This window comes from Rhodococcus sp. 05-339-2, assembly GCF_002258965.1.
Lineage (GTDB): Bacteria > Actinomycetota > Actinomycetes > Mycobacteriales > Mycobacteriaceae > Rhodococcoides.
Window position 1 is genome coordinate 565,832 of the sequence record NZ_NOYW01000008.1, and the last position, 21,757, is coordinate 587,588.

A 21,757-nucleotide genomic window follows, 5' to 3' on the forward strand; every position below is an offset into this window, starting at 1 on the left:
GGCATGTCCGGTACCCCCATCGCTGTGGTTGTCGCAGCCGCGTTGACGCACGACGGCAGGCTGCTGCTCGCGCAACGAACCCGTCCGCCCGAGCTGGCGGGTCTGTGGGAACTGCCCGGCGGCAAGGTCGAGCCCGGCGAGTCCGAGGAGGCGGCCCTGGTGCGCGAGTTGCGGGAGGAACTGGGAGTCGAGTGCTCGGTCGGAGCGGCGCTGACCGGCGACGTCGATCTTGCGGGCGGGCTGGTGCTGCGCGCCTACCGGGCCTCGCTCGTCTCGGGAATGCCTGCAGCGCTGGAACATTCGGCCCTGCGGTGGGTGGATGCGCAGACGCTGCCGACCATGGATCTCGTCGATGCGGACCGGCTCTGGCTGCCCGAACTGCTGGAGATCCTGCTCACTTCGCCCGGGCGGTCTTGAGGCCCTTCTTCAGGTCCTTCTTGGTCGCGCCCGCCGATTCGAGTTTCTTCATTCGCATGATGACCACGGGGCATTTGATGCACCGAACCTTCTTGCGACAACATTTTTTCTTGGGCTTCATCCCCGAGACATCTGCTGCCTTTATCTTGCCCATGAGCACCAAGACTAATGGGTGGCGCAGGTCACAGACCTGAGGGTGGCGCGGGGTACCGTCGGACTACGGGTAAACTCGATCAGTCGCGAGAACCTCGCGGTGCAGCGCGCTTCTCTAGCGACATAAGCCCGCTAGCGAACAAGAGCCCGCATTCGACTCCAGGAGAATTTTTCGCGTGAGCGCCCCAAGCAGTGCAGACAACATCGACAGCACCACCACTTTTCGCAACGTAGCCATCGTTGCACACGTCGACCACGGCAAGACCACCCTGGTCGACGCCATGCTCCGGCAGTCAGGCGCGTTCGAGGAACGTGCCGAAGCGATCGACCGCGTCATGGACTCGGGTGACCTCGAAAAAGAAAAAGGCATCACGATCCTGGCCAAGAACACGGCCGTTCACAAGCGCAACGCCGACGGCACGATCACCGTCATCAACGTGATCGACACCCCCGGCCACGCCGACTTCGGCGGCGAGGTCGAACGAGGCCTGTCCATGGTCGACGGCGTCGTCCTTCTCGTCGACGCTTCCGAGGGCCCGCTCCCGCAGACCCGCTTCGTCCTGCGCAAGGCGCTCGCCGCCTCGCTCCCGGTGATCCTGGTCGTGAACAAGACCGACCGTCCCGACGCGCGCATCGAAGAGGTCGTCTCGGAGAGCCACGATCTGCTCCTCGACCTCGCGTCCGACCTCGACGACGAAGCGTCCGAGGCCGCCGAGCTCGCACTCGACCTCCCCGTTCTGTACGCCTCCGGCCGTGAGGGCAAGGCGTCGCGTGTTCAGCCCGAGAACGGCCACGCGCCCGACGCAGAGAACCTCGACGAGCTGTTCGAGGTACTCCTCAACTACGTCCCCGCGCCCAAGGGCAACGTCGACGCACCGCTGCAGGCCCACGTCACCAACCTCGACGCGTCGGCCTTCCTCGGCCGCCTCGCCCTGGTGCGTATCCACAACGGCCAGCTCTCCAAGGGCCAGACCGTGAGCTGGATGCGCGAGGTCGACGGCGAACCCGTCGTCCAGAAGGCCAAGATCACCGAGCTGCTCAACACCATCGGCGTCGAGCGCGTCCCCGGTGAGCGCGGCGTCGCAGGCGACATCGTCGCCGTCGCGGGCTTCCCGGACATCATGATCGGCGACACCCTCGCAGATCTGGAGGATCCGGTCGCGCTGCCTCGCATCACCGTCGACCAGCCGGCCATCTCCGTCACCATCGGCACCAACACGAGCCCGCTCGTCGGTCGCGTCAGCGGCCACAAGCTCACCTCGCGCATGGTCAAGAGCCGTCTGGACCAGGAGCTCATCGGTAACGTCTCGCTCAAGGTTCTCGACATCGGTCGCCCCGATGCCTGGGAGGTCCAGGGTCGTGGCGAGCTGGCGCTGGCCATCCTCGTCGAGCAGATGCGTCGCGAAGGCTTCGAGCTCACCGTCGGCAAGCCCCAGGTAGTCACCAAGCAGGTCGACGGCAAGCTGCACGAGCCCTTCGAAGAGCTCACCGTCGACACACCGGAGGAGTACCTCGGCGCGGTCACTCAGTTGCTCGCAGCTCGCAAGGGCAAGATGGTGCAGATGACGAACCACGGCGCAGGCTGGGTTCGCATGGAGTTCATCGTTCCCTCGCGTGGCCTGATCGGTTTCCGCACCGATTTCCTCACCGAGACTCGCGGTACCGGTATCGCCAACGCCGTCTTCCACGGATACGCACCGTGGGCCGGCGAGATCCGGGCCCGCCACACCGGCTCGCTCGTCTCGGACCGTAACGGCACCGTCACTCCGTTCGCGATGATCCAGCTGGCCGATCGCGGCACGTTCTTCGTCGAGCCGGGTGCGGACACCTACGAGGGCATGGTCGTGGGCATCAATCCGCGTCAGGAAGACCTCGACATCAACGTCACCCGCGAGAAGAAGCTGACCAACATGCGTCAGTCCTCCGCAGACGTCATGGAGACCCTGGCCAAGCCCAAGAAGCTCGACCTGGAAATGGCGATGGAGTTCTGTGCAGGCGACGAGTGCGTCGAGGTGACCCCCGAGGTCGTCCGCGTCCGCAAGGTGCACCTCGATTCCAACGAGCGCGCCCGCGAACGTTCGCGTAGCAAGACTCGCGACAAGGCTGCTCTGTAAGACTCACTTCGTGCGGCAGAAGCGACGTGTCACCCTCGTGGGGCGCGTCGCTTCTGTCGCAGAAGTAGCCGACTACCAAGGAGATCCTCGTTGCGCAAGGTGCTGATGCCGACGGTTCTGGTTTCTGCCATCGCTCTGGCTCTCACCGCGTGCACTGCGGATCCGCCGCCCCCCATCGAGAGTGTCGAGACTCCGGTCAGCACGACGATGGTTCCGGCCGAGACCGGTGATCCGGTCGTCGTCGCCATCGACGACGTCGGTATCGGATTCAATCCACATCTTCTGGCGGATCAGTCGCCCGCGACGGCCGCGGTGAGTTCGCTGGTTCTGCCCAGCCCGTTCCGCCCGGTCAGGAACCCCGACACCGGGGTGACCACCTGGGAGCCGGACCTGTCCTTGCTGCTCTCGGCCGAGGTGACGTCGCAATCGCCGTTCACCATCCGCTACCAGCTGCGCAACGAGGCCCAGTGGTCCGACAGCGCGCCGATCGCCGCCGAGGATTTCCGCTACCTGTGGCAACAGATGATCACCCAGCCCGGTGTCGTCGATCCGGCGGGGTACGCCCTGATCAGCGACGTTGCGTCCTCGGGCGGTGGCAAAACGGTCGACGTGACGCTCTCGTCGCCGTATCCGGCCTGGCAGCGACTGTTCGCCGATCTGGTGCCCTCGCACCTGCTCAAGGACTCACCGGGCGGTTTCCAGGGGGGCCTGACGGACAACGTGCCGGTCTCGGGTTCGCGGTTCAACATCAAGACCGTCGACCGAGGGCGCGACGAGATCCTGCTCGAACGCAACGATCGATTCTGGGACCGACCGGCATCACCGGACCAGATCCTCATCCGCCGCGGAGGAACCTCTGCGCAGCTGGCCGATTCGCTGCGGTCCAGTGACGCTCAGATCGCTCAGGTTCGCGGGGGCTCGGCGCTGCGGGCGCAGCTCTCCGCAATTCCCGGAGTGCGAACCGACACCGTCAGGCAGTCACGTGTGCTGTCGATGACGATCAACGGTCGAGCTCCGAACATGTCCGATTCTGCTGTGCGGCAAGGGATATTCGGTCTGCTCGATCCGAACCTGCTGGCCACGGTCGGAGCAGGCGGCGGCGCGACCGATCGCCGGGCGGCTGCGCAGCTGTCCTCGCCGTCCGACCCCGGCTACTCCGCGACCGCGCCCGCCCCCATCGGCAAGACTGCTGCCCTCGATCTACTCGGTCGGGCCGGGTTCGTGCCGACACCTGATGCCGTGGTGACCTCGACACCGAATCCGAGCGCACCGACCACCGCAGCTCCGACGAAGAGTCCCGCCCCGAGTGCGACGGGCACTCCTCGGTCGCCCGTCACCCGCCTTGCCGACGCGACCGGCACCGCGTTGCGGTTCGTGATCGGTGCGGTCGAGAACGACGACATCGCACTCGCGGTCGCCGGGACCGCCGCCGACGAACTCGTCGGCGCGGGCATCGACGCCACCGTCACCCCACTGCCTGCCGACGAACTGTATTCGACGGCGTTGACCGACGGAACCGTCGACGCGGTCGTGGGATGGACCAGCGCCGGGGTCGACCCCGCCACGGCCCTCGCCTCACGGTTCGGCTGCGTCGACGCAGCGGCCGACGGCAGTGGCGACGGCGTCGAGGTGCTGCGCAACCTGTCCGGCCTGTGCGTTCCGGAATTGCAACCGACGATCGACAGGGCATTGGTGAGCGGTCTCGACCCCACCGTGGCCAGGAACGAGGTCGAGCCCGAACTGTGGTCGCTGGCGTCGACCCTGCCGATCATGCAGGACTCGTCCGTGGTGGCCGCCGTTCCCGGCATCACCGGCGTCTCGTTGACCGGCCCGGTGGAGGTCGGGATCTTCGCCGACGCGTCGCAGTGGATACGGACACCCCGATGACCGAACCCGGCGAGACCGACGACAACGACACAGCGAGCGACACAGCGATGACGAACGATTCGACGAGCGAGCAGACGATGCCGGAGCCTTCCACGACGGAGCCTTCCATGACGGAGCCGCAGCGGCTGCTCCTGGTGCATGCACACCCGGACGACGAGACGATCACCACCGGCGGCACCATCGCTCACTACGTCCGTGCCGGAGCGGACGTCACGGTGCTCACCTGCTCGCTCGGCGAGGAGGGGGAAGTGATCGGCGAGACGTGGGCAGATCTGGTCGTCGACCGTGCGGATCAGCTCGGCGGCTACCGAATTCTGGAACTGCACCGCGCTCTCGCGGCACTGGGGTGCAACCCACCTCGATTTCTCGGCGGTGCCGGACGGTGGCGAGATTCGGGAATGGCCGGGACGTCGGCGGCCCGCAAACCGCGCGCGTTCGTCAACGCCGATCGCACCGAGGCTCTCGGAGCGCTCGTCGCGGTGATGCGTGAGCTCCGACCACAGGTGGTCGTCGGGTACGACCCCGAGGGCGGATACGGCCACCCCGATCATCAGCAGGTGCATTCGCTGGTGACCGAGGCCGTCGAGGTCTGCGGTACCGAGTCGTTCCCCGGCGTCGGATCGCCCTGGGAGGTGGCGAAGTTCTACTGGACGGTCACCGGACACGATCAGTTGCAGGCGGGACTGGCCGCCATCGAGGAGATTCCCGCGCACTGGCGAATGCCGGAGCCCGGCGAGCTGCCGAGTGTTCCCGAGAGCGTCATCACCACGAGTGTCGACATTCGCGGCGTGCTCGATGCCAAGAGGGATGCGCTCCGGGCTCACGCAACTCAGGTGACCGTCGCACCGTCCGGCAGCGAGTACGCACTGTCCAACGACATCGCCCAACCGATTCTGCTCGACGAGCAGTACGTGCTCGTCCGCGGTGAACTCGACCCCGATGAGACGGGCAGGGAGAACGACCTGTTCGCCGGCGTACTAGGCTGTGGCTCGAATCACTGATCTCGATACAGCAGGGGCGGAACACACATGTACAACTGGGTAGTGCAGGACGCGATCGTCGCGTTCGTCGATTCTCTCAAGCCGCAGTTCGGCGCGCAGGCAGATCTGTACCAGTACGTATTGGGACAGATCGCCATGGGTGCGAGCAACTTGCTGACCTCACTGGGATACCCGCCGGTTTCCTGAGTGCCGGTGCACTGAATCGACCCGGGTCAAGGCAGTATTGGGCGCATGATCTCGAAGGCCGCATCCAATACTGTCGCCCTGGTGTCGTGGGCGACTGTCGCAGTACTGGTGTTCGACGGCTTCCTGTCCGGAATTCTGTCGGTCTTCTTCCTACCGACCTACCTCGGTTCGGTGCAGTTCCCCATCAGCGCTGTGCTCGGTGGGATCGCGAACGTCGCGCTGATTCTGGCCGCACGCAAAGTCGCAGATCGACCGATCTGGGTGGCGTCGCCCCTGTTCGGTTGGTTTGCCGCGGTGGTGCTGTGCATGCTCGGCGGTCCGGGAGGGGACGTTCTCCTACTCGCCGATTGGCGCACCATGCTGCTCATCGTGGCCGGTGCGGGCCCCGCCGGAGTGCTGCTGTTCATGTTCCGGATGAAGGCGATCACAGCAAGCGTGCATGCCGACCCGCATTCCGCAGCACGTCCTCGATCATCGTCGGAGTCAACAGTCCGGTGAAGGTGTTTCGCTGGCTCACGTGATAGCTGGCGAACACGGTGATCGAGCCAAGGTCGAGCCGAGCCCCATGGCCGAATTTCGGTGCGGGCCTCGGCACATCCCACCCGTTCGCGGCCAGTGTCGGCAGCAGAGACTGCCAGCCGAAAGCTCCGAGAACGAGGACGGACCTCAGGGTCGGACGCAGCAACCGCAATTCGTCGTCGAGCCAGGGTCTGCACCGGTCACGTTCGGCGGGAGTCGGTTTGTTCTGCGGCGGAGCGCAATGCACCGGAGCAGCGATGCGAACCCCGTTGAGCGTCAATCCGTCTCCGATATGGGTGGCAGTGGGTTGGCTGGCCAGGCCGACCGCATGCATCGCTCGATAGAGAACGTCACCGCTTCGATCACCGGTGAACATCCGACCGGTGCGGTTCGCGCCGTGTGCCGCGGGTGCCAGACCCACGATCAGCATCGATGCATCGGCCGGGCCGAAACTGGGAACGGCTTTGCCCCAATACGTTTCGTTCGCGAACGCGGCCCGCTTCTCGGTAGCGACCTGCTCACGCCACTGCACCAAGCGTGGACAGGCGCGGCATTCGGCCACCGCGACGTCGAGCTCGTCGATGCTCTGCGGCCGCGTCATGTCAGGTCCGGTGCAGCCAGACGTCCCCGGCTCCAGGGGTGACGGCGTCGATCATCGCCCACGCGTTCTCGATAGGGATGTCGACCACCTCGTAGTGTCCGACGCCTGCGGGAGTTGCGGCGACGACGGTCGCGACCCCGGCGCGACGCTGAAAGAACGTCTGCCGCACCGTCCAGCCGATGATGCCTGCAGCTTCGAGGCTGTGTCGAGTCCTGTCGAGCGAACCGTGCTGGGTGATGAGCCAACCGGGCAGCACCGTGTGGCCGAGGCCGCGGAAGCGATCGTGAGCGAGTCCGAATGCAGCAACGAACAACACCCCGACCGCGATCCACGCCAGTACCGGGATCGGTGCGCCGACGTACTGTGCGATGCCGAGCGCTGCACCGAGAAGCAGCACGGGCAGCACAGCGCGGGTGTAGCGGCGTCGACGCGCCGCGGGTCCGTGCTGCAGCAGAGGCCGGTCCGAACTTCCGTGCAGACCGGCCTCGCCGAGCACCGTGGTCATCATCCGCAGCGCCTCGGCGCGTGGGGCCTGGGGGAGCAGCAGAGACGATTCCTTCTTCTCGGCGCTGACGCCCGTCATGATGGCGTCCAGCCTTGCTCCTCCGGCCGCACGAAGCAGCAGCGGTTCGGACAGCGAGGTGCCACGAAGCCGCTTGCGATCGAGCGTCGACTGACGGGTGCGCAGCAGTCCGTGGCTGACGTGCATGGTGCGTCCCTGGTCGGTCACGGTCAGGTTGGCGTAGGCCAGCAGATAGCGGACGCATGCGAAGATGCTCGATACGACGAGCAGCGCCATCAGCGCCACGACGACGAACACCGCGATACCCAATCGCTCGGCGGAGTCGATGCTGTTGGAGACCACCGACGATTCGGCCAGTGTCTGCCCGAGCCCGTATTGGAACAACACGCCGACGGCCGCAGCGATGGTGACGATGCCGGTGATGGAGAACGGCGCGAACCGCACCCACGAGAACTGCCAGTGCGCAATCTCCACACCGGAATCCTCTGCTGCGGTGGGTGTTCCGTCGGTCGCCGGGACCTGCCCCGAGACTCGCTGCAACAGATCTCCGCGGAGTGCCGGTACCAGCGAGGTGTCGAGGGCATTGAGCTCGAAGGCCTCACCCTTGCCTGCCTGTTGCCCGGTGCCGATGCGCAGGATGGACAGGCCGAGTACGCGGTGCAGGACGTTCGCTTCCACGTCGACCGACCGAATCCTGTTGCGCGGGATGGACAGGACCTTCTTCTGCAACACTCCGGTGCGCAGTTGCACGTGTACCGGACCGATTCGGTAGCTGGTGGTGAACCACCGCAGAATTGCGAACACCACCACGACTGCGAGGATGCCGAGACTCCAATAGTGGTTACCGCTCTGACTGCCGACGAAGAACGAGATCAACAGCACCGGCAGAATCTTGATGCCCTCGTTCACCGGATGTACCAACAGCATTCGCTTGTCCAGGCGCAGCCAGGGTTGTTCCTCCTCGACGGCGAGGAGTTCCGCCTGATCCTGCGGGCTGCCGGCGGTCACGTGGCATCTCCGACGGTACGGCCGGCGATATCGGTCAGGCGCGCGACCGTCTTGTCCGCGACGTCCTGATCGAGCGCTGTGATCTTCACCGCGCCCGCGGACGACGCCGTGGTGACGGTGACGGTGGCCAAGCCCAACAGACGGTCGAGTGGTCCGCGCTCGGTGTCGACGGTCTGTACTCGCGAGATCGGTGCGATCCGCCGCTCCTGGCTCAACCAGCCGGTGCGGGTGTAGACCGCGGTGTCGCTGATCTCCCAGCGATGCACGCGATATCGCCACTGTGGCACGACCGCGACGTGCAGGGCCGCGAGGACGATCGAGGCGACGAGGACGGTGACGTGCGGCCAGGTGGTCCAGTTCGAGTCGACGACGGCCCAGACGATCTGGGCGACGAAGATCGGTACCCACAGCAGACCGGCACTCAGCGCCCAGAGCAGACGCGCACGCGGAGAGGGTTGCCACTGCGGATCGGTCATCGTTGTCACGGCTACAAACCTAGGGGTGTCGTTCGGTAACCACCACCCCCGGAGCCTGCGGAACGACCCGAGTAGGGCGGGAGTGGAGCCTGCGGAACGACCCGGGAGGGGAGGAGTGGAGCCTGCGGAACGACCCGAATGGGGGAGGGGTGGGTGGCACGTGCGTACCAGGAAGCGCATGATCGACTGGTGACTTCGCTGCCTGATACCGCTCCAGCCGCTTCTGCCATGCGCCGCGTTCTGCGTCGCGCCCGGGACGGAGTCTCGTTGAACGTCGACGAGGCGACGGTTCTGCTGCATGCGCGTGGGGACGATCTGGTGGATCTGATGGCGTCGGCGGCGCGAGTTCGTGATGCGGGTCTGGAGTCGGCCGGGCGTCCGAAGACGGTCTCCTATTCGCGAAAGGTCTTCGTACCCATCACGCGGTTGTGCCGTGACAAGTGCCATTACTGCACGTTCGTCACGGTGCCCGGCAAGCTCAATGCCGCCGGGCACGGGATGTTCATGGATCCCGACGAGATCATCGACGTCGCTCGCAAGGGTGCCGCGCTCGGGTGCAAGGAAGCGCTGTTCACCCTCGGTGACCGACCGGAGGAGCGGTGGCCCGAGGCCAAGGCGTGGCTCGATTCCCGCGGCTACGATTCGACCCTGGATTACGTGCGCGCCATGTCGATCCGGGTGCTCGAGGAGACCGGCCTGCTGCCGCACCTCAATCCGGGAGTGATGTCGTGGCAGGAGCTGTCGCGACTCAAGCCGGTCGCCCCGTCGATGGGGATGATGCTCGAGACCACCTCGCGTCGGTTGTTCGAGGAGAAGGGGCAGGCGCACTACGGCAGCCCCGACAAGGATCCCGAGGTTCGGCTGCGGACGTTGACCGACGCGGGTCGCCTGAACATCCCGTTCACGACCGGCATTCTGGTGGGAATCGGCGAGACACTGCGCGATCGCGCCGAGTCGATCATGGCAATTCGTAAGGTGCACAAGTCTTTCGGGCATGTTCAGGAAATCATCGTGCAGAACTTCCTGGCCAAGTCCGACACCGCGATGCGGTCCGTTCCCGATGCGGGGCTCGAAGAATTCCTGGCGACCATCGCGGTGACGCGCATCGTGGTCGGCCCGTCGATGCAGATTCAGGCTCCGCCGAATCTGGTCGAGCCGGAGGAGACCGCAGCGCTGCTCGGTGCAGGCGTCGACGATTGGGGCGGGGTCTCGCCGCTGACCCCCGATCACGTCAACCCGGAGCGGCCGTGGCCGAACCTCGACACCCTTGCCGAGTTGTCCGACAAGGCGGGCTACCGCTTGGTGGAACGTGTTGCAGCGCAACCGCAGTACGTTCTGGCCGGCGCTCCGTGGATCGATCCGCGGATCTCGGCGCACGTGCGGGCGCTCGCCGATCCCGAGACCGGCATGGCGCGTGAGAACGTCAACCCGACGGGTCTGCCGTGGCAGGAGCCGGACGAGGAGTGGGAGTCCTCGGGACGCGTCGACCTGAACACCGAGATCGACACTCAGGGACGCAATACCGAGACGCGCTCGGATCTGGCGAATGCCTTCGGCGACTGGGACTCCATTCGCGAGCAGGTGCGCGATCTCGCCGGGCTCGAGCGGGTCGACCGCGACTTGGTGTCGGCATTGACGGCGGCGGAGAAGGATCCGGCCGGGCTGACCGACGAGCAGTACCTCGCACTCGCCACGGCCGAGGGTCCGGGCATGGACGCCGTCGCGGCCCTGGCGGACGATCTGCGCAAGCAGGTCAACGGAGACACCGTCACCTACGTGGTGAACCGGAACATCAACTTCACCAACATCTGCTACACCGGGTGCCGCTTCTGTGCGTTCGCGCAGCGCAAGGGTGACGCCGATGCGTTCACCCTGTCCACCGCCGAGGTCGCCGATCGTGCGTGGGAAGCGCACGTCGTCGGTGCCACCGAGGTCTGCATGCAGGGTGGAATCGACCCCGAACTACCGGTGACGGGCTACGCCGACCTGGTGCGTGCGGTCAAGGCTCGGGTTCCGTCCATGCACGTGCACGCGTTCTCACCGATGGAGATCGTCAACGGGGCCTCCCGCGGCGGTCAGTCGATTCGCGAGTGGCTCACCGAACTCCGGGCCGCCGGGCTGGACTCGATACCGGGTACGGCCGCGGAGATCCTCGACGACGAGGTCCGCTGGGTGCTCACCAAGGGCAAGCTGCCCGCTGCCGAGTGGATCGAAGTGATCACCACCGCGCACGAGGTGGGCCTGCGGTCGAGCTCGACGATGATGTACGGGCACGTCGACAATCCGTCGCACTGGGTCGGTCACCTGAACGTGCTCAAGAAGATCCAGGACAAGACCGGTGGGTTCACCGAATTCGTGCCGCTGCCGTTCGTGCACCAGTCCTCGCCGCTGTATCTGGCCGGAGCGTCCCGACCCGGGCCGACCAACCGCGACAACCGTGCGGTGCACGCCCTGGCTCGCATCATGCTGCACGGCCGAATCGACAACATCCAGACATCGTGGGTGAAATTGGGAATCACGGGTACACAGGCGATGCTGAACGGAGGCGCGAACGATCTGGGAGGGACCCTGATGGAGGAGACGATCTCGCGTATGGCGGGTTCGCAGAACGGTTCGGAGAAGACCGTCGCGGAACTGCACGAGATCGCCGACGGCATCGGACGACCGGTTCGTCAGCGCACCACCACGTACGGCCCGGCTCCGGCGGTATCGGTTGCCGGCTTGATCTGACCCTCGGGTCCCCTTTTTCGAAATGGAGCTTGTCTGACATGGACGACCGTCGAGTCGCCGCGGTTCTGAGCAGTGCCGTCGCCATCATTCATCCCGTGCTCGACATCCTGGCGACACGGGATCCGATCGGGCTCAAGGGGCGCACGTTCCGTGAGTCCTCCGCGGATGACTCGACGCTCGACAACGTGATCGATTTTCTCGCGAAGGCCTTCGACACCACCGACTTCCCCGGTACCGCGGGCTGGGAGAAGCTCGACAGCGACGCTCGTTCGCAGTGGTGGGTCAATCGGATCGGCGCACTCAACACCGTGGCCGTGGCGTTCCCCGGTGTGTTCGGCATTCTGGTCAACCGCCTGCCGATCCAGGACCTGCTCGGGTTCGCCAACCAGGCGATGGTGCTCGTGGCCGTGGCGCGCGAGTCGGGGGTCACCGACCGCGAGACGCACGTCGCGCTGCTCGGATCGGTGCTGTGCAAGCGCGATCTGACGTCCCTGGCCGACAGTGCTCCGGCGCAGAAGGAGCAGTCACCCAAGTCGGGTCCGTTCGCACTGCTGCGCGGAATGTGGCAGATCGCGAACGTACTGCGGGACGTGGCAGGCGAACTGGAGAAGCGTCCGCACCCCCGCGGCTTCTACCGCGTGCTCGGCGCCATCCCCCTCGTCGGTGGCGTCGCCGGATATCTCGGTGAGCGCGGCGCTCTCTCGCGTGCCGCCAAGCAGGGGCGCAAGTGGCTCGCGGCCCACAAGAAGGCATCGGCACTCGGTGCCGACTCGCCCGCGAAGCAGTTGCGTCGATAGCCGAGCGGGGCAGGTGAGGCGACCCTGAGTCGGTCGCCCTCGAGTTCGGACGGCGATACTAGGATGCTCAGGGCGCGCGAGCGCCCACGATCGATACAGGAGGGGAGAGCAGCAGTGACCTACTCGATTGCAGAACCGTGCGTAGATGTACTGGACAAAGCGTGCATCGAAGAGTGCCCGGTGGATTGCATCTACGAGGGTAACCGAATGCTGTACATCCACCCCGACGAATGCGTCGACTGCGGAGCCTGCGAGCCCGTGTGCCCCGTCGAGGCCATTTTCTACGAGGACGACGTGCCCGAGCAGTGGAGCGCATACGTCGGTGCCAACGTCGACTTCTTCGACGACCTGGGATCTCCCGGTGGCGCAGCCAAGCTCGGCAAGACGGACTACGACCCGCCGTTCATCAAGGCTCTGCCTCCCATGGGCGAGAACTGACGCCTTGGCACGCAGAGCGGTGGCAGCGACGCTGCCCGATTTCCCATGGGACTCGTTGACCGCTGCCAAGGAGACGGCGTCGGCGCACCCGGACGGCATCGTCAATCTGTCGGTCGGGACGCCGGTGGATCCGGTTGCCGAGGTCATCCGCACCGCACTGAATTCGGTTGCGGACGAACCCGGATACCCGACGACCGTCGGTACCGTTGCGCTGCGGGAGGCCGCGGTCGCCGCGCTCGAGCGCCGCTACTCGATCACCGGCATCGGGGTCGACGCCGTGCTACCTGCCATCGGCACCAAGGAAATGATCGCGTGGTTGCCGACATTGCTGGGCCTCGGAGCCGAGGACCTGGTCGTCATCCCCGAACTGGCATATCCCACTTACGAAGTGGGTGCTCTGCTTGCCGGCGCTCGTATTCTGCGGGCAGACGGTCTCGCGCGGCTCGGACCGGAGCGGGCGTCATTGATATTCGTCAATTCGCCGTCCAACCCGACGGGCAAGGTGCTCGGTGTCGAGCACCTGCGCAAGGTCGTCGACTGGGCCCGCGAACGTGACGCGATCGTCGTCTCCGACGAGTGCTACCTGGGTCTGACCTGGGATGCCGAGGCCGTGTCGGTTCTCGACCCCCGCGTGTGCGACGGCGATCACACCAATCTCCTTGCGGTGCACTCACTCTCGAAGACCTCGAACCTGGCCAGCTATCGCGCCGGCTTCGTCACCGGAGATGTCTCCCTCGTCGCCGAGTTGCTCGAGGTGCGCAAGCATGCCGGCATGATGGTGCCGTTGCCGATCCAAGCTGCCATGACCGCCGCACTGGCCGACGACGAGCACGAGAACATCCAGCGCGAGCGATACCGAGCCCGGCGAACGACTCTCAAGTCCGCCGTCGAGGCAGCGGGCTTCACCGTCGACCACTCCGAAGCCGGGCTCTACCTCTGGGCCACGCGGGGTGAGAAGTGCCGCGACACCGTCGACTGGCTCGCCCAGCGCGGCATCCTCGCCGCACCGGGGGAGTTCTACGGTCCCGACGGTGCCCATCACGTGCGGATCGCGTTGACGGCCACGGACGAACGCATCGAGGCTGCGGCGGCTCGCCTGCGCGGATAGTGCGTGGTGCACTGACTGTCCACAATTCGGCCCGGCGAACGGAATTCCGTTTCTCGATGCGAATTGTGGGCAGAAAAGTCGGTTGGCTTCGGCTCGGCCCGGGTGTTCTCATGTACCCATGACTCTCAGCCTGCTGCTCAGCTTCGCCGGTGTGTGTTTTCTGCTGGCGATCCTGCCCGGGCCCGATTCGTTTCTGGTCCTCCGCTACAGCATCGGCGGCCTCAAGCCGGGCATCGCGGCGGCGATGGGCGTCGCGATCGGCGGACTGTTCTGGGCCGTGCTGGTGGCCGTCGGGCTGGCGGCGATCGTCGAACAGTCCGCGACGGCGTATCGCGTCGTGAAGATCCTCGGCGGGCTGTACCTGCTGTACCTGGGCGTGAAGGCTTTCCGGGCTCGACGCAAGAACAAGGTGGCAGGCGAGCCGCTCGTGCCCGTCGCCGCGTCGGCGTGGTCGGCGTTCGGTGCCGGAGTTCTCTCGTGCGCGCTCAATCCCAAGGTCGGACTGTTCTATCTCGCGGTGGTGCCGCAGTTCCTCACCGTGGTCACGTTCGCCGGTGCCATGACGCTCGGGCTGGTCGAGGTGGTGGTCGCGGCGCTGGTGATGGGAGTGTTCTCCGTTCTCGCCTCACGTGCGGTCGCGCTGCTGCGCAGGCCGGCGGTCACCGACTGGATCGACCGCATCAGCGCAGGAATCCTGGTCGCGCTCGGCGTCGGCACCGTCGCATCCTCGGCCTGAGTCAGGGAATCGGCAGCATCACGTTTCACGACTGACGGGCACTGGTGCGCGGCCTGGGTCTCGCACACGCGCGCGCACTTGCATAGGCGCGCAGATTCGTGACGCGAAACCACTCGCGTTCAGCACACGCGCGCGCGTTTGCGAGGACCAGAGGGGCCCAGTCGATCACGTCTCGAGGTCCGGCTCGCCCACATCCCAGCCGCCGCGTCGGATGCGCAGGATGTAGACCAATTCGTTGCTGCCGAACGCCTCGACGGTGGTGAACCGTTTCGGCTGGGTGTTGACCTCGGGATTGCGTGCGTGAGCTTCCTCGTAGAGTTGAGTGGCTCGTAGATCGGCCAATTCGACGCGAGTCCAGAAGTCGTCGGACTGCACCGAGTAGACCAGCCTCGGCGCGCCGTCGGTGACGTGTGCGACGTCGATGTCGTCATCGTCGGAATCGGAGTCCTCGAGGTCCAGATCGAGGTCGTCCTCGGAATCGGTGTCCTGCTCTGCGTCGGTTCCGATCAGATAGACACCCGCCTGCAGGTCACCAGCGGCGACCGTCATGTACTCGGCGTAGTCGCCGGTGTCGATTCCGTCCACGTCCATGTATGTACGGTAGCCATGTGCTGCTTCGTTCACTGAACCCACTCGCCGTTGCGCGAGGAGACGATATTCCCGACGCCATCACGATCGACGGAGTCTCCCTCTCTCGTGCCGATATCCTGGGCGCGGCGACGTCCGTGGCCGAGCGCATCTCACGAGCCGACCGCCTCGCGATCTACGCGACGCCGTCGGTGAAGACGGTGCTCGCCGTCGTGGGTGCACTCATCGCCGGTGTCACCGTGGTACCCGTTCCGCCCGATGCCGGGGTGGCCGAACGTGAGCACATCCTCCGCGACTCGGGCGCGCAGGCGTGGCTCGGTGAAGCGCCGCCGGATACCTCCGGCCTCGATGTTCTGCCGGTGCGTCAGCATGCACGGTCGTGGCACAGCTACCCCGAACCGCTACCGTCCTCGGTTGCGTTCGTGCTCTACACCTCCGGTACCACCGGCCCGCCGAAAGGCGTCCTGATCTCTCGCAGCGCCATCGCGGCCGGGCTCGACGCGTTGGCGCAGGCCTGGGCATGGACGTCGAAAGACACTGTGGTGCAGGGGCTTCCGTTGTTCCACGTGCACGGTCTCATTCTGGGTGTCCTCGGCCCGCTTCGGGTGGGCAGCCCGCTGATCCACACCGGTAAGCCGACGCCGGAGCTGTACGCGGCCGCACGCGGATCCCTGTACTTCGGGGTGCCGACCGTATGGTCGCGCATCGCCGCGGACGAGGACTCGGCCCGCGCTCTTGCCGGTGCCCGTCTGCTGGTTTCCGGCAGTGCCCCGCTTCCGGTCCCGGTGTTCGAAAAGCTGCGTGAACTCACCGGCCAGGCTCCGATCGAGCGATACGGCATGAGCGAAACCCTCATCACCATCAGCACCCGCGCCGACGGGGAGCGTCGCGCAGGCTCGGTCGGACTGCCGGTTGCGGGCGTCGAGACACGGTTGCGCGGAGAGAAGGGCGAAATCCTGCCACACGACGGCGAATCCATCGGAGCGTTGCAGATCCGCTGCCCGATGCTGTTCGACGGCTACCTGAACAACCCCGAGGCGACGGCGAAAACCTTCACCGAGGACGGGTGGTTCGACACCGGGGACGTCGCTCTCATCGAGCCCGACGGCTTCCATCGAATCGTGGGACGAGCCTCGACCGATCTGATCAAGTCCGGCGGATATCGCGTCGGCGCAGGGGAGATCGAGACGGTGTTGCTGGGGCATCCGAGCGTCGACGAGGTGGCCGTGGTCGGTGTGCCCGACGACGATCTGGGTCAGCGCATCGTCGCGTTCGTCGTCGGAACCGATGTGCAGGATCGGGTGCTGATCGATCTGGTGGCCACCGAGCTGTCGATTCACAAGCGGCCCCGTGAGATTCGCGTCGTCGACTCCCTCCCGCGTAATGCGATGGGGAAGGTGCAGAAGAAGTTGCTCGGCTGACGCTGTTGACGTTATAGGTTAGGCATGCCTATTGTTCTGGGCCATGACCGCACCTGCGCCCGCAATCGCCATCGGGGCAACCCAGCTCGAGACCGGCACGATCGAGGCCGCGACGCGTCGTGAGTTCCTCATCGGCAGCGTCGCGATCGCGGCCCTGCTCGCCGGATGCGGTACCGGTGAGGAGCAGGCCCCGGGCGACGGGACGGCCGCGGACGGCTATCCCCGCACGATCGTCGACGACGCCGGTGAGTCCGTCGTGATCGACCGTCGGCCCGAGCGGGTGGCGTGTGTGGCCAACCTGTGGGATCTGGACACGGTGCTCGCGCTCGGTGTCGTCCCCGTGCAGTTCGGGGTGCGTGAGGGCTTCGCCGAGATGACCGGCGCACCGAACCGGTCGTGGGAATGGCACGAGAACGCCCTCACCGAACTCGGCGGGTCGAGTGAGCGGATCTCCCTCGGCGAGTCGATCGACACCGAGCGCATCGCCGCGGCCGAACCGAACCTCATCATCGGAGACGACGGGGTGGCCGAGTCTCGTTCCCAGCTCGAATCGCTCGCCCCGGTGCTTCAGATCGCGTACTTCGATTGGCGACGCAACCTGCAGATCATCGGCGACGCACTCGATCGGCGAGATCGCGCGGACGAGCTCATCTCGGACACCGAGGCGAGGATGTCCGCCGCGCTCGAAGGCCTCGACGTCGCAGGTGGGACGGTCGGTCTGATTGCCGCCTACGACACGTCGACGTTCTACGGACTCGGTCACGAGTCGATCCCTGCCGTGGATCTGTTCCGGCGGGCCGGGTTCACGACGGTCGCCGCTCTGTCCGACGGAGCGACCGCCGACGCCCCGCGCCCCGAGTTCTCCGCAGAGAACGCCGACATCCTCGCCGATGCCGACGTGCTCGTCGTGTTCGACTTCGGCTCGACCGGGATCGTCGATACCGGACTGTTCACCTCGTTGCCGAGCGTCGCAGCGGGCCGGGTGGTGGTGCTCGAACAAGGTGAAGTGGCTCAGGGCTTCTCGACGTTGAGCCCGCTCAATCTCGACATCTGCATCGATGTGGTCCGCCGCGCAGCCGAACTGCTCTGATGAACGCCGTCGTCAGCAGGAGTGCGAGGCGGCGGTTAAATTCGAGAGATGACCACTATCGATGGTGCGCGCATTCTCGTATTCGGTGCCAGTGGCGGTCTCGGCGGTCCGATCGTCGAGCAGCTCGCGAAGGCCGGTGCTCGGCTGACCGTGAGCGGCCGGAGCATCGAGTCTGACCACCACACGGTGAATGCCGATCTGACGCTGCCTGATTCGGCTCGCTCGGTGGTCGCGGAGGCCGTCGAACACCACGGCGGACTGGACGGGATCGTCATCGCCGCAGGTGTCGTGGCGTTCGGGCCGGTCACCGACGTGGACGACGACACCGTCGACGAACTGTTGCTGCTCAACTATCTCGCACCACTGCGGGTACTTCGAGAAGCGCTGACCACCCTGGATCAGGGCGGGTTCGTGCTCAACATCAGTGCCGTCGTGGCCGACAAGCCGATGCCGAACATGGGTGCCTACTCGGCGAGCAAGGCTGCGGTGACGGCACTGCTGAAAAGCGTCCGTACAGAGGCGCGTAAGTCGAAGATCAGGATCGTCGACGTGCGTCCGCCGCACACCGAGACGGGTCTTGCGACGCGGCCGATCGCCGGGCAGGCACCGAAACTGCCCCAGGGGCTGACGCCGGAGGCGGTGGCGGAACGTATCGTCGCGGCGATCACCGACGACGAAACCGACGTCGGCGCAGACCAGTTCTCTTAGGCTATTGTCGGCACCGTGACCGAGACACATGTGACCGACGCGGGCAGAAGGCTCGTGCGTCGTCGCACCATCGATCTGTGCCTGGTCTGCACTTCTTCCTGTTCGTAACTGTCGATCGAACCCAGCCCCGACGAGCTCTACGTGCTCCTCGGGTTCTTCCGGCAACCTCTTTCGACGAACAGGATCACTCATGACCACATCTGTGTCCCACCTCGGCGGCATCATCGCCGCCACCGACGAGGCCGTGCAGGCCGACGCCAAGAACGCCCAGGCGGTCTTCCGGGCCTCGGTCACCGCGCACGATGCCGTCGCCAGCACCGTCACCCTGGGCAAGTACAGCGTCGAGGTCGACGAGCCGCCCGCCCTCGGTGGTGAGAACAAGGCGGCCAACCCGGTCGAGTACTACCTGGCGTCTCTGCTGTCCTGCCAAGTGGTCACGTACCGCGTCTGGGCGGAGAAGCTCGGTATCGTCGTCGACGACATCAAGGCCAAGGCCGAGGGTGACCTCGACGTTCGCGGATTCTTCGGTTTCGACGACGACGTTCGTCCCGGTTTCGGTGAGGTGCGGGTCGTGGTGACCGTCACCGGTCCCGAGTCGCGGGAGCGGTACGAGGAGCTGCAGAAGGCCGTCGACGATCACTGCCCCGTGCTGGATCTGACGCGCAATCCCACCCCGATCCACACCGTTCTCGAAACGGCCTGACGTCATGAGCGAACGGACATTCGGCCTGCGTACCAGAGCAATTCACGCCGGAGCGAGACCTGACCCTTCCACCGGTTCGCGTGCGGTGCCGATCTATCAGACGGCGAGCTACGTGTTCGAGAATTCGGCGGACGCGGGTGATCTGTTCGCTCTGCAGAAGTACGGCAACGTCTACAGCCGCATCGGGAACCCCACCGTCGCCGCCTTCGAGGAGCGCATTGCGAGCCTCGAAGGCGGTATCGGGGCGGTCGCGTTCGCCAGTGGGTTGTCCGCCGAGTTCGCGGTGTTCGCAGCGCTTGCCGGTAGCGGAGACCACATCGTTGCCGCGGCCGGGCTCTACGGCGGCACGGTGACCCAGCTCGATGTGACCCTGCGCCGCTTCGGCGTCGAGACCACGTTCGTTCCCGGCACCGATCCGGTGGATTACGCAGCGGCGGTGACGGATTCGACCAAACTGATCTACGCCGAGATCATCGGCAACCCGTCGGGCGAGATCGCCGACCTCGAGGGTCTCGCCGCTGTCGCGCACGATCACGGAATTCCGTTGGTGATCGACGCGACGATGGCGACTCCCTGGCTCAGTCGGCCCATCGAATTCGGTGCCGACATCGTGATCCACTCGGCCACCAAGTTCCTCGGCGGACATGGTTCCACCCTCGGGGGAGTGGTGATCGAATCCGGTCGATTCGATTGGGGCTCGGGCAAATTCCCGCAGATGACCGAACCGGTCGCGTCGTACGGCGGGCTGTCGTGGTGGGGGAACTTCGGCGAGTACGGCTTTCTGACGAAGCTGCGCAGCGAGCAGTTGCGCGACATCGGGGGCGCATTGGCACCGCAATCGGCATTCACGTTGATCCAGGGAGTGGAAACGCTGCCGCAACGGATGGATGCGCACGTCGGCAATGCCCGACTGGTCGCCGAGTGGCTCGAACACGATCCGCGTGTCGACTACGTGAGATGGGCTGGCCTGGAGGGCCATCCGCATCACGACCGGGCAGCGAAGTACCTTCCCGCCGGTCCCGGTGCGGTGTTCGCCTTCGGAATCGACGGTGGCCGCGAGGCCGGGCAGAGGTTCGTCGAAAGCGTTCAGGTCGCCAGCCACGTCGCCAATATCGGAGACGTGCGGACGCTGGTGATCCACCCGGGCAGCACCACACACCGACAACTGAGCGACGAGCAACTTCGCGGAGCAGGTGTCGGACCCGAGTTGATTCGCATCAGCGTCGGACTCGAAGATGCCGAGGACATTCTGTGGGACCTGGATCAGGCCCTGACACTGGCAACAGAAAAGGCGCGGTCATGAGCGAGCGCACCTGGCAGGGCCCGTCCGCCCAAGAGCGTCAGCGCATTCTGCGGGAGACCAGGACAGTCGCGATCGTCGGGGCGTCGAAGAATCCCTCGCGGGCAAGTTACTTCGTCAACCGGTACCTGTCCTCGACGAGCAACTACGAGATATTTCTCGTGAATCCCACGATCACCGATATCGAGGGGACGACGGTATATCCGACGCTCGCGGATCTGCCGAAGCCGCCGGACCTGGTGGACGTGTTCCGCAAGTACGACGACTTGCCCGAGGTCCTGTCCGAAACGATTGCAGTGCAGGCGAAGACGATCTGGCTGCAACTGGGACTGTGGCACGAGCAGGTGGCCCGCGACGGGCAGGCCGCGGGACTGAACGTCGTCATGGATCGGTGCCTCAAGATCGAGCACGCCCGATTCCACGGAGGACTGCATCTGGCCGGATTCGATACGGGAGTGATCGATTCGCGTCGTATCCGCGGTTGACAGGCCTCAGGCTTTCAGCAGACGACCGCTGATCTTGGCGGCCAATGACCGCGGGGCCAAACGCACACCGCCTGCGCTGATCTTGTTGGACAGGCCGGAGACCACACTCGCGGGGGTGCGGCGAGAATCCAACGCGCGCATGGCTGTCGAGACCACCTGCTCGGAGGTCTGGAAGTTGCCCACCGCGGCGTCTTTGGACCCCACGACGTCGAAGAACTCGGTGCGGGTGGGGCCGGGGGAGAGCGCGAGAATCTTCAGCGGCGAGCTGCGGTGCTCGAAGGCCAAGGCCTCGGTGAAGTTGAGGACGAAGGCCTTCGTGGCACCGTAGACAGCCATGTTGGGGGTGGGTTGGTACGCAGCGGTACTCGCGATGTTGATCAGCGCGCCGGTGAGGTTGGGCAGAAACGCATGCGTCAGGTCGACCAGCGCGCTCACGTTCAGCGCGATCTCTGCGGCGATGCGCTCGGGATCCTCGTCGGCGAATTTCCCGTGAGTTCCGAAACCTGCGTTGTTGACCAGCGTGGTGGGGATGATTCCTTTGTCGGCCAATGTGGTTCGGAGGGTCTCGCCGACGCCGGGAACCCCCAGATCCATCGCGACAACGGATGCGGTGACGCCGTGGTCGGCTTCGATACGTCGTGCCAGGGTGTCCAGTCGGTCGGCACGCCGTGCCACCAGGACGACGTTCTCGCCCCGTGCCGCGAATCGAGTGGCGAACTCCTCGCCGAGGCCCGAACTTGCTCCGGTGATCAGTGCTGTGGAAGTCAT

Annotated in this window: 23 protein-coding genes; 17 read left to right on the forward strand and 6 right to left on the reverse strand. The window is 65.7% G+C overall.

All coding sequences use genetic code 11. The features are described 5' to 3' along the window. Positions 1 to 3 precede the first annotated feature (3 nt). Positions 4 to 417, forward strand: coding sequence for a (deoxy)nucleoside triphosphate pyrophosphohydrolase (locus tag CH273_RS09015; protein WP_032394065.1), 414 nt, complete (start codon positions 4 to 6; stop codon positions 415 to 417). Here CH273_RS09015 and CH273_RS27620 read toward each other — a convergent pair. Continuing rightward, positions 395 to 571, reverse strand: a complete 177-nt coding sequence (locus CH273_RS27620) for a hypothetical protein (protein WP_094609726.1) — start codon at positions 569 to 571, stop codon at positions 395 to 397. The genes CH273_RS09015 and CH273_RS27620 overlap by 23 nt on opposite strands. A gap of 175 nt (positions 572 to 746) precedes the next feature. On the opposite strand from CH273_RS27620, the gene typA reads away from it, so the two are divergent. The 5 genes from typA to CH273_RS09040 all read left to right on the forward strand — a co-directional run bounded on the left by typA (position 747) and on the right by CH273_RS09040 (position 6,256). Further along, entirely contained in the window at positions 747 to 2,684 is a 1,938-nt protein-coding gene (gene typA / locus CH273_RS09025) for a translational GTPase TypA (RefSeq protein WP_032394066.1), read from the forward strand. 105 nt (positions 2,685 to 2,789) lie between these two features. Beyond that, positions 2,790 to 4,571: an ABC transporter family substrate-binding protein gene (locus tag CH273_RS09030; RefSeq protein ID WP_032394224.1), complete on the forward strand. Its 1,782-nt coding sequence runs from the start codon at positions 2,790 to 2,792 to the stop codon at positions 4,569 to 4,571. Positions 4,572 to 4,678: 107 nt separating this feature from the next. Next, positions 4,679 to 5,572: an N-acetyl-1-D-myo-inositol-2-amino-2-deoxy-alpha-D-glucopyranoside deacetylase gene (mshB, locus tag CH273_RS09035; protein WP_032394225.1), complete on the forward strand. Its 894-nt coding sequence runs from the start codon at positions 4,679 to 4,681 to the stop codon at positions 5,570 to 5,572. A gap of 27 nt (positions 5,573 to 5,599) precedes the next feature. Continuing rightward, entirely contained in the window at positions 5,600 to 5,758 is a 159-nt protein-coding gene (locus CH273_RS27625; RefSeq protein ID WP_008714214.1) for a hypothetical protein, read from the forward strand. 45 nt (positions 5,759 to 5,803) lie between these two features. Then, positions 5,804 to 6,256, forward strand: a complete 453-nt coding sequence (locus tag CH273_RS09040; RefSeq protein WP_032394067.1) for a hypothetical protein — start codon at positions 5,804 to 5,806, stop codon at positions 6,254 to 6,256. Here CH273_RS09040 and CH273_RS09045 read toward each other — a convergent pair. The 3 genes from CH273_RS09045 to CH273_RS09055 all read right to left on the reverse strand — a co-directional run bounded on the left by CH273_RS09045 (position 6,183) and on the right by CH273_RS09055 (position 8,885). After that, on the reverse strand, positions 6,183 to 6,878 hold the full coding sequence (locus CH273_RS09045; protein WP_032394068.1) for a uracil-DNA glycosylase: 696 nt from the start codon (positions 6,876 to 6,878) through the stop codon (positions 6,183 to 6,185). The genes CH273_RS09040 and CH273_RS09045 overlap by 74 nt on opposite strands. 1 nt (position 6,879) lies before the next feature. After that, positions 6,880 to 8,328, reverse strand: coding sequence for a PH domain-containing protein (locus tag CH273_RS09050; RefSeq protein WP_082322382.1), 1,449 nt, complete (start codon positions 8,326 to 8,328; stop codon positions 6,880 to 6,882). Positions 8,329 to 8,405: 77 nt separating this feature from the next. Further along, positions 8,406 to 8,885, reverse strand: coding sequence for a PH domain-containing protein (locus tag CH273_RS09055; RefSeq protein ID WP_032394070.1), 480 nt, complete (start codon positions 8,883 to 8,885; stop codon positions 8,406 to 8,408). Positions 8,886 to 9,023: 138 nt separating this feature from the next. On the opposite strand from CH273_RS09055, the gene CH273_RS09060 reads away from it, so the two are divergent. The 5 genes from CH273_RS09060 to CH273_RS09080 all read left to right on the forward strand — a co-directional run bounded on the left by CH273_RS09060 (position 9,024) and on the right by CH273_RS09080 (position 14,694). Then, positions 9,024 to 11,615 carry a bifunctional FO biosynthesis protein CofGH gene (locus CH273_RS09060; RefSeq protein ID WP_371828353.1) on the forward strand — a complete coding sequence of 864 codons (2,592 nt, stop codon included), beginning with the start codon at positions 9,024 to 9,026 and terminating at the stop codon, positions 11,613 to 11,615. Positions 11,616 to 11,653: 38 nt separating this feature from the next. Next, the gene (locus CH273_RS09065; RefSeq protein ID WP_032394071.1) at positions 11,654 to 12,412 is read left to right on the forward strand and encodes a hypothetical protein; all 759 of its coding nucleotides are present in this window, start codon (positions 11,654 to 11,656) and stop codon (positions 12,410 to 12,412) included. Positions 12,413 to 12,526: 114 nt separating this feature from the next. Then, the gene (gene fdxA / locus CH273_RS09070; RefSeq protein ID WP_008714223.1) at positions 12,527 to 12,850 is read left to right on the forward strand and encodes a ferredoxin; all 324 of its coding nucleotides are present in this window, start codon (positions 12,527 to 12,529) and stop codon (positions 12,848 to 12,850) included. Between the two features lie 4 nt (positions 12,851 to 12,854). Next, positions 12,855 to 13,958, forward strand: coding sequence for a succinyldiaminopimelate transaminase (gene dapC, locus CH273_RS09075; protein WP_032394072.1), 1,104 nt, complete (start codon positions 12,855 to 12,857; stop codon positions 13,956 to 13,958). 118 nt (positions 13,959 to 14,076) lie between these two features. Next, positions 14,077 to 14,694, forward strand: a complete 618-nt coding sequence (locus CH273_RS09080; protein WP_032394073.1) for a LysE family translocator — start codon at positions 14,077 to 14,079, stop codon at positions 14,692 to 14,694. A 165-nt stretch (positions 14,695 to 14,859) separates the two neighbouring features. On the opposite strand, the gene CH273_RS09085 is transcribed toward CH273_RS09080, so the two are convergent. Continuing rightward, entirely contained in the window at positions 14,860 to 15,285 is a 426-nt protein-coding gene (locus CH273_RS09085) for a hypothetical protein (RefSeq protein ID WP_032394074.1), read from the reverse strand. Between the two features lie 2 nt (positions 15,286 to 15,287). On the opposite strand from CH273_RS09085, the gene CH273_RS09090 reads away from it, so the two are divergent. The 6 genes from CH273_RS09090 to CH273_RS09115 all read left to right on the forward strand — a co-directional run bounded on the left by CH273_RS09090 (position 15,288) and on the right by CH273_RS09115 (position 20,989). Then, positions 15,288 to 16,703: an acyl-CoA synthetase gene (locus CH273_RS09090; protein WP_032394075.1), complete on the forward strand. Its 1,416-nt coding sequence runs from the start codon at positions 15,288 to 15,290 to the stop codon at positions 16,701 to 16,703. Between the two features lie 43 nt (positions 16,704 to 16,746). Next, positions 16,747 to 17,793, forward strand: a complete 1,047-nt coding sequence (locus CH273_RS09095) for an ABC transporter substrate-binding protein (protein WP_052049271.1) — start codon at positions 16,747 to 16,749, stop codon at positions 17,791 to 17,793. A gap of 48 nt (positions 17,794 to 17,841) precedes the next feature. Further along, positions 17,842 to 18,501 (forward strand): SDR family NAD(P)-dependent oxidoreductase, encoded by a 660-nt coding sequence (locus tag CH273_RS09100; protein WP_032394076.1) that lies wholly within the window; start codon positions 17,842 to 17,844, stop codon positions 18,499 to 18,501. A gap of 190 nt (positions 18,502 to 18,691) precedes the next feature. Beyond that, positions 18,692 to 19,204 carry an OsmC family protein gene (locus CH273_RS09105; RefSeq protein WP_032394077.1) on the forward strand — a complete coding sequence of 171 codons (513 nt, stop codon included), beginning with the start codon at positions 18,692 to 18,694 and terminating at the stop codon, positions 19,202 to 19,204. A gap of 4 nt (positions 19,205 to 19,208) precedes the next feature. Further along, positions 19,209 to 20,507, forward strand: coding sequence for an O-acetylhomoserine aminocarboxypropyltransferase/cysteine synthase family protein (locus CH273_RS09110; protein WP_032394078.1), 1,299 nt, complete (start codon positions 19,209 to 19,211; stop codon positions 20,505 to 20,507). Further along, positions 20,504 to 20,989: a CoA-binding protein gene (locus CH273_RS09115; RefSeq protein ID WP_032394079.1), complete on the forward strand. Its 486-nt coding sequence runs from the start codon at positions 20,504 to 20,506 to the stop codon at positions 20,987 to 20,989. The genes CH273_RS09110 and CH273_RS09115 overlap by 4 nt, the downstream gene beginning before the upstream one ends. A 6-nt stretch (positions 20,990 to 20,995) precedes the next feature. On the opposite strand, the gene CH273_RS09120 is transcribed toward CH273_RS09115, so the two are convergent. Further along, positions 20,996 to 21,757 (reverse strand): SDR family NAD(P)-dependent oxidoreductase, encoded by a 762-nt coding sequence (locus tag CH273_RS09120; RefSeq protein ID WP_230596626.1) that lies wholly within the window; start codon positions 21,755 to 21,757, stop codon positions 20,996 to 20,998.